We start from the raw sequence: 13,264 nt of genomic DNA on the forward strand, positions 1-13,264 counted from the left end.
GGCCCCTGCCCGGCTTCCGCCGCCTGCGCGTCGTACGCCGCCGGGGCAGCAGGCGCCGAAGCCGCCCCGCCACCGCCCGCCGGCCAACTCCCGGGAGCCCCGGCGCCCACGTCCGGACCACCACCGGGCTGCCCCGCGGGCGTGCCCGCACCCGGCTGCGCCCCGGGGACGGGAGCCGGCGCCCCGGCCCCCGGCACCACGCCCGGCACGGCCGCCGGCACGCCGTGCCCCTCGGGCCCCGGCACGTACCCCATGGCCGGCATCCCCGCCGGCGGACCGACGAGACTGCCGCTCAGCGCGCTGCGCTCCAGCTTGTCCAGCCGGGCCTGCACGGAGCGCTCGTCGTCGAACGCGGCGGGCAGCAGCACGCGCGCGCAGATGAGCTCCAACTGCAACCGGGGCGAAGTGGCCCCGCGCATCTCCGTAAGACCCTCGTTGACCAGGTCGGCTGCGCGGCTCAGCTCGGCCGCGCCGAACACCGACGCCTGCGCCTGCATCCGCTCGACGACGTCCACGGGGGCGTCGATGAGCCCCTTGGTCGCCGCGTCCGGCACGGCCGCCAGGATCACCAGGTCCCGCAGCCGCTCCAGCAGGTCGGCGACGAACCGCCGGGGGTCGTTCCCCCCTTCGATGACCCGGTCCACGACCTCGAACGCCGCGGCCCCGTCATCCGCGGCGAACGCGTCGACGACCGCGTCCAGCAGCGACCCGTCCGTATAGCCGAGCAGCCCCGTCGCCATGGCGTACGTCACACCGTCGTCGGCGGCCCCCGCCAACAGTTGGTCCATGACGGACATCGAGTCCCGTACGGACCCCGCGCCCGCCCGTACGACCAGCGGCAACACCCCGTCCGCGACCGGAATGTCCTCCCGGCCGCACACCTCCGCCAGGTACTCCCGCAGCGTGCCGGGCGGCACCAGCCGGAACGGGTAGTGGTGCGTACGCGAGCGGATGGTCCCGATGACCTTCTCCGGCTCGGTGGTGGCGAAGATGAACTTCAGATGCTCCGGCGGCTCTTCGACCACCTTCAGCAGGGCGTTGAACCCCGCCGAGGTGACCATGTGCGCCTCGTCGATGATGTAGATCTTGTACCGGCTGGAGGCGGGCCCGAAGAACGCCTTCTCCCGCAGGTCACGCGCGTCATCCACGCCACCGTGCGAGGCGGCGTCGATCTCGATGACGTCGATCGAACCCGGCCCGTTGCGCGCCAGGTCCAGACAGGACTGACACTCCCCGCAGGGCGTCGGCGTGGGACCCTGCTCACAATTGAGGCAGCGCGCGAGGATGCGCGCACTCGTCGTCTTCCCACAGCCGCGCGGCCCACTGAAGAGATACGCGTGGTTGACCCGGTTGTTCCGCAGCGCCTGCTGCAAGGGGCTGGTGACATGCTCCTGCCCGATGACCTCGGCGAAGGTCTCGGGGCGGTAGCGACGGTAAAGCGCGAGGGACGACACGCATACGACGATATCGGCCCGCACTGACAACCGGCCCAACCCCCAGCCCGGCCCCACCCCACCGAGCCCCGGCGAACCTCGGCCCCAACGCAAGCGCCCCCCACGCACCCGCCAGAGCCCACTTACCCTTGCTGCCTTCCGGCCCTGGGGGAGTTAGGTGAGATAGCGCCACGTGAGGGGCTGGCCCCACCTTAGCGGATCCCACCCCCACCCGTGACCGCCCCCACCCCCTCGGAACCGGGTTCGCGAGCACTGCTTGCCGTCTTGTATTGTTTGCCGCGGAGGATTCGCCTAGTGGCCTAGGGCGCACGCTTGGAAAGCGTGTTGGGGGCAACCCCTCACGAGTTCGAATCTCGTATCCTCCGCACCTCGCCTGAACAGGCGAAACGAAGGGTCCCGCTGGTCTCCAGCGGGACCCTTCGTCGTTGTGCTCAGCCGCCGGTGTCCTGGTCTTTGTCCACGGAGGGCGTTCCGATGCGATGCCGTCCCGGGATGGAGGCTGGTTTCCTGCTCTCCCCAGATGGCGACCGCGATCTTCCGGGCCGCATCCTTGAGCATGGCGTCCGGCACGTGGAGGTACCGGGCCCGCCCCCTCGCGGATGTGACCGGCTCCCAGGGCACGACCTGATCAATAACGCGATCTGGGCGATCCGGAAACACCAAGGAGCTTGAGCACGATGGCGGCGGTTTGCCGGCCGTCGTGCAAGCGAGCGTCCCACGCCTCCGTGTGCCTCTTTCCAGTGGTGATAGTCCGTGTTCGGACTGAGCGGCCCACCGAGCGACTTGGTGAACACATGGTCCGACTCGGTCCACAGGTTCCCACCCGCGCATCCCTGGAGCCTGCATGTCCTTGTGCCCGCGCAGCATCCGCACCACGGGCCCGGCAAGGGCACTACCCGGCGCCCCACTCCCGACTTGGTGTTCTTGCCTCCCGCCGAACGCTCGTGCTGCGGGCAGTCATCCACCTCGATCAGCGGTCTCTGGCCTCTTTGATCGAGTAGGGCTCGGTCCCGACCGTTTCCGCCTGCGCTCACGGGGGCTTGGCTAGTCCGGCAGTGTGTTCGCAGCGTCATCACGCCGTGCCGCCTCACCGAAGCCGGTCCGCGCGGTGCGATGGGCTTGGTGACCGGTAGCAGGCCTGCTGCTGGTCTTTCCCCTCCGGCACCACGCTCATCGGGCCACGGCCGGGCGCCGTCCCTGAGTTGAATCTCCGTCGCGGCCGGCCAGGGCGTGTGGCGCCTCCATGGCCGTGCCAAGTGACTCCTAAGGAACGGTCCGCGGGCGCCACCTGCGGCGCGCACTGCGACGGAGCTCGCCCTCCCCGGCCCCACATGTTCTCCACGCGTTCCAAGAGGGTGTGGCCGAATCCAGTCACGCGCCCCTTATGCGTACTTGTACGCGCTCCCCGGTGGTTCCTTATCGTCCGAAGGCCACATCACACGGCAACGGCAGAAAGGCGCCAGTGAACGCGGACGAAACCAAAAATGCTGCCGAGATCCTGGATGGACTGAGCATCACCTCCAATATTCAGGTCCGCACATCTCACGGTCTCACTTCCGAGGTCAACAAGGCTGCTGCGGACGAAGACAAGAAACGAGCGGAGGACGGACGAGGCCCTCTGCGTAGGCGCACCTATTACAGAGCCATTCAGAAAGCACCACGATCATTGCCGATGACTCCATGGCAAATCCTGCACGCCATTGGCCTCGGCGCTGCGGCAGCCCGTCAGGGCGCTGGCCGAGGACTCGCCGAGCACTGGGGCAGCCTGCGCTACAGCCAGGCGCTGGAAGCGAATCGAGGCCGATTCCTACAGTTGTCGGCCGAGGGGCGCGATCTCCTGCGCTCCTACAAGGCCACGCAGTCCGGAGAGATCGGCACCGGCTTCGCCTCGCTGCTGGCCGAGCACATCGTCAGGTCCCGGTACCCCGACCACTCGGTTTCCGTGATCCCGGCGGACATCGCCCTGAAAGCTGGTTGGACACTGCGCAGCACCGGGGCCGGGCCTCGCCCGGAACCGTTACAGCGACGCCCCCACTTCATCGTCGAAGCCTGGCAGCCCGGACAACCGTCCAAAATCTTCCTAGTGTCGTCGAAGGGGACCCACAGCAGCGTTCACCAGGTGTACAAGCAGCTCAGCACCGCCAGTGCCCACGCGGAGTCGGTCCACGTCGGGCCCTACGGCACCGTCCCCTACCTGCTCATAGGCACCGAGATCCCAGCCAAGGAGAGTCTCGCCCTGCACGTCCTGGAAGCTCCAGGCACGACTCTGCTCCGTCCGCCCGGCGAGAAGCGAGGAGTCGACCTCGACCTCGCGCTCGAGCAGAAAGAGTTCATGCCCGATGCCGTGGTGCCCGCCGAAGGTGGCAGAGCCACGATTCCTGGGTTCCAGGTACTGCCCGAGTCCTTCGCCTGGTTCAGCATCGTGCTGGCCCGGACGGAAGCAGCCGCACTCACCGCCTTCACTGGGGGCGGCGAACCCACTGCCCAGTATCTGACCAGAGAGCAAGGGCGACGCCATTTCAAACATGACGTCCACGCCAAAACGGCCAAACTGCGAGATGCAGAGCACCACATCCATGGCATCGAGTTCGTCGGCACCGACCACATCTACCGCCTTAACGGCACTCGCGTAGAGGCGTTCTCTGGGCTCAAGAAGAGTCTGTACGTGCATCTCCGCGACGGGCACGTCAACGAATACCGACGCGAAGTCCACGGCCTTCGGGGACAGTGGCCAGGCCACAGCACTTCACGGGAGTGGAACGCGGTGTCCATCCGCGCCGACGGCACCGTGATGGCAATCCGCCTCCGCGAGGACTGACCCAGCAGCCCGGCCACAAACGCTGACCGATCCTGCTGATCCTTGCTCAGCGAGAGCGAGGCTGACGCGGTGGTGGCCAAGAGGCGCCAGCACCAGTATCACCGCGCCGGGCCTGATGGCCTCGACTCTGGTCTCGCCGCCCGACGCCGAGGCCTGTCGGGTGCCCGAGCATTCGGCCCCGTACGGGCGAGGACGCCCTCGACGCGAGGCGCCCCCGCAGTCGGAAGAGGGTCAACCGCCTTTGCACCGTCATTCTCCAGCAAAACCTCACAGAGCAAGCCGCAGGCGTTCGGCGGCCTACCGTCTCAGTATCCTGCGGGCCTCTCGCCACGATTGGACGGCTTCAGCCACTTCCGTGACCAACTTCCGTATTTGCAGGATCAGACATCTCGTGAGCCCGACAGCGACAATGGCGACAGGCAGGATGGCGAGCCAGCGCACTCCACACCTCCCGGAACGCGTTTCACCACCATTTTCCCCCTCCCCGAGATCAAAGTCTGTACCATATATGCGTCATATTTTGATCTCGTGGAGCACGCCCCGATCGACTTCGCATCGACGTAGGCTGGCCGGCGCCCGGCCTCGGGCCCGCCGCCAGGTCCTCCTACCCCATCCGCTCACTAAGCCACCCCAACGCCAGCGGATAGCGGTACTCGATCGCGCCGTGGGTGCCGTCGAAGAGTTCGAAGGTGATGCGGTCATCCGGGACGCCTGCGGACCTTAGGGCTCGGTGGAAGGCGGTGGCGCCGAAGTCCAGGTAGTACTCGTCCTTGTTTCCGGCGTCGATCCAGACGGCCCGCAGGGAGCGCAGGGCCTCCGCATGGGCCGGGCGGGTGGCCAGGAGGACCGGGTCCCAGGCCAGCCAGCGGTTCCAGACCTCTGGGAGCAGGGCACCCGTGTCGTCGAAGGGGATGCGTACCGTGCCGTCCTCGTCGGCGGAGTACGCCGAGGCGTACGCGTACACCTCCATCAGTTCGAAGTCCCCCGGTTTCGTTCCGGGGACACGGGTGTGGAACTCCTTCAGGAAGCGGTCGTACGAGCCGTCGTACAGGTCGCGCAGCAGGCGGGCGCGGCGGGTGAGTTCGCTGCGGTAGCCGACGTCGAACAGGGCGTCCCCGGCGTGCGTGGCGAGCGCGCCGAAGAGGTCGGGGCGGAGCATCGGGGTGATCATCGCGACGTAGCCGCCGGTGCTCTTGCCGGCCAGTGCGCGGTGGTCGCGGTCGGCGACGGTGCGGTAGCGGGCGTCGATCCACGGTACGAGTTCGTCGCAGAGGTAGAAGTGGTAGTCGCCGGTGGCTGGCGAGTTGAGGAACTGGCTGCCGCCGTACCGCGTCCAGCCGTCGGCGAAGACCACGATCGCGGGCGGCACGTCGCCGCTCGCGTACAGCGCGTCCACCAACTCCGGGTGCGGCCTGCGGAACGGGGTGCGGTTGAACCACGTGCCGGCGTGCCCGCCGTACCCGGGCGTCACGTAGATCACCGGGTAGCGCCGGCCGCGGTCCTCGTCGTAGCCGGGCGGCAGGTACACCAGCAGCGGTCGGCGGTGCGGGTCGCCGAGCGGGTTGCCCCGCAGCGTCACGCTGTCGATCACGGGGTGTTCGAAGCGTCCGGCGGGTACGGCGGGATAGGGGAGCATCACGGTCTCCTGTCGCGGCACGGCGGGTCGTGTTGCGTTGCGTTGCCTCGCGGCGTTGCAGCGCATTGCGTCGCAACGCCTTGCGTTGCGTCGTCGGAGAACGTACGAGGCCGGTGTGGATGTCTTCAGCCCGTACCGGGAGTTGGCGACAGTTCGTCGGCGGCCGGGGGTGCGGGGGCGGTGTCGCAGCCGGTGGGGGCGACGGTTCGTCGGTGGGTGGGCGAGGTGACGTGGGCTGGTGGGCGGCGGGTCGGGGCGCGGGCCGGCGGTCAGGTTCGCCGTGTGGCCTCGGTCGAGGTGAGCACGATCGTCGTGATGACCTGGCGGACGCCGTCGATCGCCATGATGTCGTCCAGCAACTGCTGGAGTGCCGCCGTGGTGGCGGCCCGCACCTTCAGCAGCGCGCACCACTGCCCGGTCACCCGGTGGCACTCTTCGACCATCGCCTCCGGCGTGGCCGTCTCGAACATCCTGTCCAGGACCTTGCCCAGTTCGGCGTGGTCGGCCTGCACCGACACGAAGGCGCATACTCCGAGGTCGACGGCGGTCCAGTCCACCACCGCCCGGTAGCCGCGGATCACGCCGTCCCGTTCGAGCCGCTTGACGCGTTCGTGCACGGCCGGCCGCGATACGTGTACGCGCCGCGCGATCTCCTCGTGGCTGATCCGCCCCTGCGCGGAGACCAGCCTGACGATCTCCCTGTCCACCCTGTCCAGGTCCTTGGGCATGGTCGTGCCGTCCGTTCCGTCGTGCACTCCTGCATGTTGTGTTGATGCGCGTGGGTCGTCTGCCTCGGGGTGGGTCCATTGTGCGGGGTGGGGGGCCGGGGCCGCGGCAAGCGGCCAGTCCTCGCCGCCCGTTCGGCTATATCGCCACGCCGCCGCCCACTCCGTACGGAAGGTTCTGCCAGTCCCCCGTTGCTCCGCGGACGAGTTGGTGGAGGCGTTCTTTTCCTTCGGTGGTCAGTACGTCGTGAAGGCAGGCGCAGTCGGCGAGGGGGTGGCCGTTGACGAGGCAGGTGTAGATGCCGGCTATCTGTAGGCCCCTTGCGGCTGCGGTGAGTTGCGCGTCGATGGGGAGGGGAATTCGGCTGGCCAATTCCTGGGCGAAGACCCGTTCGATGCGCGGGCGTCCCAGGGCGGCGAAGAATCCGGCTGCGAATCGGCCTACGGCGGCGTGCAGTTGGTCTTTTCCGTTGAGGATGCTGCGGGCCAACCGGGCGATATCCGCGCAGCCTCGCGTGCGGTGGCGTGCCACCAGCGTTTTCCACGTGTCGGTGGTGGCATAGGTCGTGGCGCGGGCAGCAATCCGGGCCGGGGTGTCGCCTTCGATGAGGTGGGTGCGGGTCCGTTCGGATTCAGTCGTTCGCAGCCGTTCCTGGGCGGTGACCGCGGAAATCGCTCGAAGCTGAGGTCGCGGGACGCTGGCGGTTGTGGGGGCGGCCGGCCGGCGGGGCGTCTGGCGGGCGGGCCGAGCCCGTTTCGCAGGGGATTTACGGGGTCCTGGGACCCGTCCTGCCGGTCTTCCCTGATGCTGGAAGCACCGCAGGTCAGGGCCTGTTACGCGCCTTCGGCAAAGTGTTCCGTCGTCCGTCTGGGCACGGCACCGATACACCATGGCTGGAGTGTGGCGAGTTGTCGTAAGGGCAGACAAGTACGTCTATTCGGCCAGCGGTAGGACGGTTTCGGAACTGCCGGACGCCCTCCTTTTCAGAGCCGGTGAATGGCAGTCGGTCCGCGCCGCCCCGAAGTTAGCGCATTCGTACGGGGATTCGGGGTGCATTCATTCTTGCCCCTGGCCCCTGTCGGGGATGCCGGAAGTACCGGCGTTGCCGGGGTTACCGGCGTTACCGGGGCTGCTCCGGCGCCCGGGCCGCCGCTCCTGCCGGCAGCGCGCACCTCGGTCAGCGGTCTCGCCACGGCCCGCACGTGCCCTCGTGCGCGTGGGCGGCGGCGGCCTCGTGGCCGGCAGCCGGCCGGTGGGCGGAAAATGCGCCGCGCCTTTCGGGGGCGCCCGGTTACCGTGTGGCCATGCAATGACGCCTGCCCGGCCCCCGGGCACCCCCTCACCTCCTTCGTCACCTCGGCCATTCGCCACCTCGGCGATGCGTCAGCCCAGTGCATCACCCCAGTGATGCGTCACCTCGGCGACCGCTGGAATCCGAAATCCACGAAGGAGAAGTCGACATGAGTACCTCCCCCTCGGGCCCGCCCCCGGGAGGCCGTGCGCCCGAGCCCGCCACACCGATCACCCACGCACGCCCGCACGCGCGTTCCCACGCGCTTCCCCACCCCAAACCCACCAGGTTCGTCGTCCCCGAGGCGTTCGCCGCCTCGTACGCGCTCGTCAGCCCCACCGGGCAGGACTGGCTGGCCGGGGCGCCCGCGCTGGCCGAGGCGATGATGGAGCGCTGGGGGCTGCGTATCGCGGGGCCGACGATGTACGGGATGGCGTCCCTAGTGGCGCCCGTGACCTGCGCGGACGGCAGGCCTGCGGCGCTGAAGTTGCAGGAGGTGCGGGAGGAGACGGCCGGCTCCGTGGCCGCGCTGCGGGCCTGGGACGGTGATGGCGTGGTGCGGCTGCTCGACCACGATCCGGCCACGGCCAGCATGCTGCTTGAGCGGCTGGACGCGGCCCGGCCGCTGTCGGCGGGGGCCGACGACGCCACGGCGATGCCGGTCATCGCCGATCTGCTGGTGCGGATGACGGCGCTGCCGGCGCCCGCCGGCCTGCGCCACCTCGCCGACATCGCGGCGGACATGGTCGAGCAGACCGCGGGCGCCGTCGGCGCGCTGCGGGAGCCGGCCGAGCAGAAGCTGTTGCGCTACTGCGCGGACGCGGTCGCGGAGCTGCTGTCCGAGCCCGGGGACCGGCTGCTCCACTGGGACCTGCACGGCGGAAACGTGCTGGCCGGCGGGCGGGAGCCGTGGCTGGCGATCGACCCGGAGGCGCTGGCCGGCGACCCCGGGTTCGAGCTGCTGCCGTCCCTGGACGACCGCTGGCCGCCGGGCGTCACGGCGGGCGAGGTGTCCCGTACGGGGCTGCGCCGCTTCGACCTGCTGACCGAGGCGCTCGACCTGGACCGGCAGCGGGCCGTCGGCTGGACGCTCGGCCGCGTCCTCCAGAACGGCCTGTGGGACATCGAGGACGGCAAGCACGCCCTGGAACCCACCCAGGTCGCCCTCGCCACCGCACTCATCGGCCGCTGAACCGGCGTTGTGCGCGTCTCGCCGTGAGTCCTGTCGTACGAGTCCTGCCGTACGGGCCCCGTCGTATGGGCCCCGTACGAGCCCCGTCGTACGGATCGAACCGGGCCGGTCCGCCGCGGTCGGCCCGTACGGCACCACTGCCGGCGCCCTCGGCCAGCGCCCTCGGCCAGCACCATCGGCCAACGCCAACGCCCACCGGTGCGCACGCCGCCCCGATGCGTGAAGCAGTGAGCGCCGAAGCGACCAGGGACTGGCAGCAAGCGACAACCGACAAGCAGCAGAAGCAACAGAAACAGCGGACGCGGACATAAAAAGACGAGCCCCGGATGAATTGACATCCGGGGCTCGTCCCTGCATATATTAAAACCTTCATGCCCGCTTAAAGAATGGCATGAAGGAGAAGCTTTCTGCGAGCAGCATATCCCGTCAGGAGTGAAATTGTCAACCGAGGAAATGCGGCAGGAACAACAATTCATTACCGGCGTCTATGCCCGCCTCGACGAGCTGCGGGAACAGGCAGCCGATGCGGTACGCGAGGCGCTGGCCCCGGTCGGGAGCGGTTTTCAGGCCAGGCTTGAGCGGGATGTGCGGGTGGCGGAGCGCGCCGGGCTGCTCCAGGCGATCGAGACCGGTGAGAACGGGCTCTGTTTCGGTCGGCTCGACTTCCGGGACGGATCGACCCACCACATCGGGCGCATTGGAATTCGCCGGGACGACCCGTCCCGTACGCCGTTGGTGGTGGACTGGCGGGCCGAGGTGGCGCGGCCGTTCTACGTGGCGACCGGGCACTCCCCGATGGGGCTGCGGCGCAGGCGTCACATCAGCACCGAGGGCCGCACCGTCACCGCGCTGCACGACGAGTTGATGGACCTCGACGACCCGACCCGTACCGGGCACGAGGGCGCGGACGCCGACGAGGTCCTGTTGGCCTCGTTGGACGCGGCCCGTACCGGGCGGATGCACGACATCGTGCGGACCATCCAGGCCGAGCAGGACGCCATCATCCGCGCCCCGCACCAGGGCGTGCTGGTCGTGGAGGGCGGCCCCGGCACCGGCAAGACGGTCGTGGCGCTGCACCGGGCCGCGTACCTGCTGTACGAGCACCGGGAGTTGCTGGCCCGCCGCGCGGTGCTGGTCGTCGGCCCGAACCCGGCCTTCCTCAGCTACATCGGCGACGTGCTGCCCTCGCTCGGCGAGAGCGGGGTGCTGCTGGCCACGCTCGGCGAGCTCTTCCCCGGCGTGCGCGCCACCGGCACCGACACGCCGGCAGCGGCCGAGGTCAAGGGCCGGGCCGCGCTGGCCGACGTGCTGGCCAGGGCGTTGCGGGACCGGCAGGTGGTGCCTGAGCCGGCGATCGAGATCGACCACGCCGGGTACGGGACGCTGTCGCTGGACCGGGCGATGGCCGAGGACGCGCGCTGGCGCGCGCGGGAGAGCGGGCTGCGGCACAACCTGGCCAGGCCCGTCTTCGCCTTCCACGTCATCGACGCGCTCACCGCGCAGTTGGCGGAGCGGATCGGCGCCGACCCGTTCGGCGGGCCGAACCTGTTGGGCCCCGACGACATCGCCCAGTTGGGCAAGGAGATCGCGACCAGCCGGGCGGTGCACGCGGCCATCGACGAGCTGTGGCCGCAGCTCACGCCGCAGCGGTTCGTGGCGGACTTCCTCGCCGACCCGGTGCACCTCGACGCCGCTTCGGCCGGACTCATCCAGCGTACGGACGGCCCCTGGACCCCGGCCGACGTGCCGCTCTTGGACGAGGCGGCCGAACTCCTCGGCGAGGACGACAGCGCGACCCGGGCCGCCGAGGAGGCCGCGCGCCAGGAGCGGATCGCCTATGCGCAGGGCGTGCTCGACCTGTCGGCGGGGTCGGAGACGTACGAGTTCGAGGACGAGGAGTCGGAGGTGCTGGCGGCGCACGACATCATCGACGCCGAGCGGATGGCCGAGCGGCACGAGGAGGCCGACCACCGCAGCGCCGCCGAACGCGCCGCGGCCGACCGGACCTGGGCGTTCGGGCACATCGTCGTCGACGAGGCGCAGGAACTGTCGGCGATGGCGTGGCGGCTGCTGATGCGCCGCGCCCCCACCCGCTCCATGACGCTGGTCGGCGACCCGGCGCAGACCGCGGAGGCGGCCGGCCTCGGCTCCTGGGAACGCGTCCTTGAGCCGTACGTGGCCGACCGCTGGCGCCATGTCAGGCTCGGCGTCAACTACCGCACGCCGGCTGAGGTGATGGCGGTGGCGGCGGACTTCCTGCGGGCGCACGACCCCGCGTTCGCGCCACCGGGTTCGGTCCGCTCGACCGGGGTGCGGCCCTGGTCGCTGCGGGTGGCCGCGGGCGCACTGGCCGGCGCGGTCGCCCGGGCCGCCAGCGGCGCGCACGCCGGCGGCCGTACCGCCGTCATCGCCCCGTCCGACCTGCACCGCGACCTCCTCGCCGCCCTGCCGGAGGCGGCCCACGGCCCCGCCCCCGACCTCACCCGGGACCTGGTTCTGCTCGATCCGCGGCAGGCCAAGGGGCTGGAGTTCGACACGGTGCTGGTGGTGGAGCCCGCCGCGTACGGCGTGAGCGACCTGTACGTCGCCCTGACCCGCGCCACCCAGCGGCTCGGCGTCCTCCACACCGGGGAGTTGCCGGTGGGGTTGGCGGGGGCAGAGGGGCTTGAGGTGTTGGCAGGGCTGGAGGGGGTTGCCTGGCCGAAGGGGGTTGTCTGACGGAACGTGGTCGCAGGGGCTGGTGAGGTTGTCCGGGGCCAGCGAGCTGGGGGCGGACGAGGCGGGGGCGAACGAGGCGGGGGCGCGGCAGGGCTTCCGGAGTGGGGCAGTAGCGGCGCGGCAGGGCTTTCAGAGTGCGGCAGTAGCGGCGCGGCCGAGACCTCACCGGCGGTCGCGCAGGAAGGCGGGGATCTCCTCACGGGTCGGAGAGTTGGGCAGTGGGGCCGGCTCGTCCTGGAGGAACGCGGTGATGACAGCGAGCGCCCGGGCGTTGTTGTCGTCGAGGCCGTTCCACAGGTGGTGCCCGACGCCCGGCATCACCTGCGTGCGCTCGATGGCCGGGTCGTCGGCGAGTACGGCCGTCGCCCACTGCCTGACCTGCGACGAACACTCGGCGATCAGCAGCATCGCGGGCGTCCGGGAGCGCCGCAGTTGCGGGGCGATGGACGGCGAGTCCTTGATCGTCTGTTGGATGCGGAGGCTGGCGGCGGCGCTGAAGGAGAAGTTCCGGGCGGTGTCCTCGGTGGGGATGCGGTGCGCGTCGCGGGCGCAGTACGCGGATGCGGTGTCGCTGCCGAGGTCGGCGGCGGTGAACGCGTTGACGCCCTCGGCCTGGCCGATCAGCCCGGTCTCGGGGCTGAGGAGCCCGAGCCGCATGAGGCCGAACGCCACCCCGTAGCGGGGCACGTGCGTCGAGCGCCGTCCGGTCGTGGCCGGGGCGAGGCCGCGGGCGGACGCGCGCCCCTTGTGCCCGTCGACGCGGGCGGTCGGGCCGTCCATGGGGCCGGGTTCGGCGACGACCGCCCGGTGCAGGCGCGCGGCGACGCGCGGGGTGGCCAGGGCGCGGGTGAGCACGGCCCCGCCGGACGAGAAGCCGAGGACGTCGACCCGGCCCCGGTGCAGACGGTCGATGAAGGCGCCGAGGTCACGGACCGACCTGGAGATCGTGTACTGGTCCATGGGCAGCAGGTCGCTGCGTCCGCCGCCGGCCTGTTCGTACGCGTACACGTCGTATCCCTGGCGTGCCAGGAGTTGCAGGAACCGGTGGTCGAGCACCGAGATGCCGCGGACCGGCCCGCCGTTGAGGTACACGAGCGGGACGGGGCGCCGGGCCTCGGGGTGCGCGGGCGGGTAGTGGTAGACCGCCACCCGGCTGCCGGTGGCCAGGCTCCAGTGCTGGGTGGCCACGAAGGGGAGGTCGGGCGGGTAGCGCCGGCTCGTCGGAACGGTCGGGACGCAGACCGTCACCGTCAGCGCCGCCGCGATGACCACCGGCAGGAACGGTACGAGCCGCGCCCGCCAGGGGCGGCGCCGGCCCGGCCCCCCCCCGCGGGCCGGGCCGCCCCCCCGCGGGGGGGGCCCAGCGGCGGGCCCCGCCCCCCGGGGGTGTTACACCACGCCCCGCCCACCCGACGGGCGCCGAGGGGGG

At 70.5% G+C, this 13,264-nt stretch carries 8 protein-coding genes, 1 tRNA gene, 1 other RNA gene and 1 pseudogene; 4 read left to right on the forward strand and 7 right to left on the reverse strand.

All coding sequences use genetic code 11. From position 1 onward, the window contains the following. Both AAHZ94_RS16030 and ffs read right to left on the reverse strand, forming a co-directional pair. The coding region (locus AAHZ94_RS16030; protein WP_349993561.1) for a DNA polymerase III subunit gamma and tau at window positions 1-1,454 on the reverse strand (1,454 nt) is incomplete at its 3' end. A gap of 86 nt (window positions 1,455-1,540) precedes the next feature. Next, window positions 1,541-1,639, reverse strand: an RNA gene (gene ffs, locus AAHZ94_RS16035) — signal recognition particle sRNA small type. Between the two features lie 95 nt (window positions 1,640-1,734). Between ffs and AAHZ94_RS16040 the strand changes: the two genes are divergently transcribed. Next, window positions 1,735-1,819: transfer RNA gene (locus tag AAHZ94_RS16040), tRNA-Ser, on the forward strand. Between the two features lie 139 nt (window positions 1,820-1,958). Here the strand turns inward: AAHZ94_RS16040 and AAHZ94_RS36460 are convergent. Beyond that, window positions 1,959-2,615 (reverse strand): annotated as a pseudogene (locus AAHZ94_RS36460) (site-specific integrase); the annotation flags it as partial. A gap of 301 nt (window positions 2,616-2,916) precedes the next feature. Here AAHZ94_RS36460 and AAHZ94_RS16045 point away from each other — a divergent pair. Beyond that, window positions 2,917-4,272, forward strand: coding sequence for a hypothetical protein (locus AAHZ94_RS16045; RefSeq protein WP_349993562.1), 1,356 nt, complete (start codon window positions 2,917-2,919; stop codon window positions 4,270-4,272). 604 nt (window positions 4,273-4,876) lie between these two features. On the opposite strand, the gene AAHZ94_RS16050 is transcribed toward AAHZ94_RS16045, so the two are convergent. The 3 genes from AAHZ94_RS16050 to AAHZ94_RS16060 form a co-directional block, all read right to left on the reverse strand. Beyond that, window positions 4,877-5,908: an alpha/beta hydrolase gene (locus AAHZ94_RS16050; RefSeq protein ID WP_349993563.1), complete on the reverse strand. Its 1,032-nt coding sequence runs from the start codon at window positions 5,906-5,908 to the stop codon at window positions 4,877-4,879. 269 nt (window positions 5,909-6,177) lie between these two features. Further along, window positions 6,178-6,663, reverse strand: coding sequence for an Lrp/AsnC family transcriptional regulator (locus AAHZ94_RS16055; protein ID WP_349993564.1), 486 nt, complete (start codon window positions 6,661-6,663; stop codon window positions 6,178-6,180). A 109-nt stretch (window positions 6,664-6,772) separates the two neighbouring features. Further along, entirely contained in the window at window positions 6,773-7,165 is a 393-nt protein-coding gene (locus tag AAHZ94_RS16060; protein ID WP_349993565.1) for a hypothetical protein, read from the reverse strand. Window positions 7,166-8,094: 929 nt separating this feature from the next. On the opposite strand from AAHZ94_RS16060, the gene AAHZ94_RS16065 reads away from it, so the two are divergent. Further along, on the forward strand, window positions 8,095-9,117 hold the full coding sequence (locus AAHZ94_RS16065; protein ID WP_349993566.1) for an aminoglycoside phosphotransferase family protein: 1,023 nt from the start codon (window positions 8,095-8,097) through the stop codon (window positions 9,115-9,117). A gap of 453 nt (window positions 9,118-9,570) precedes the next feature. After that, on the forward strand, window positions 9,571-11,835 hold the full coding sequence (locus AAHZ94_RS16070; protein ID WP_349993568.1) for a HelD family protein: 2,265 nt from the start codon (window positions 9,571-9,573) through the stop codon (window positions 11,833-11,835). Window positions 11,836-11,997: 162 nt separating this feature from the next. Here AAHZ94_RS16070 and AAHZ94_RS16075 read toward each other — a convergent pair whose 3' ends face one another. Beyond that, window positions 11,998-13,107: an alpha/beta hydrolase gene (locus AAHZ94_RS16075; protein ID WP_349993567.1), complete on the reverse strand. Its 1,110-nt coding sequence runs from the start codon at window positions 13,105-13,107 to the stop codon at window positions 11,998-12,000. Between the last annotated feature and the right edge of the window lie 157 nt (window positions 13,108-13,264).

Source organism: Streptomyces sp. HSW2009, assembly GCF_040240285.1.
Lineage (GTDB): Bacteria > Actinomycetota > Actinomycetes > Streptomycetales > Streptomycetaceae > Streptomyces.

What these genes read in the sequence shown, in the direction of transcription:
- AAHZ94_RS16065 (WP_349993566.1), top strand. Translation starts at nt 8,095, where the DNA reads ATGAGTACCTCCCCCTCGGGCCCGCCCCCGGGAGGCCGTGCGCCCGAG.
- AAHZ94_RS16070 (WP_349993568.1), top strand. Translation starts at nt 9,571, where the DNA reads ATGCGGCAGGAACAACAATTCATTACCGGCGTCTATGCCCGCCTCGAC.
- AAHZ94_RS16050 (WP_349993563.1), bottom strand. Translation starts at nt 5,908, where the DNA reads ATGCTCCCCTATCCCGCCGTACCCGCCGGACGCTTCGAACACCCCGTG.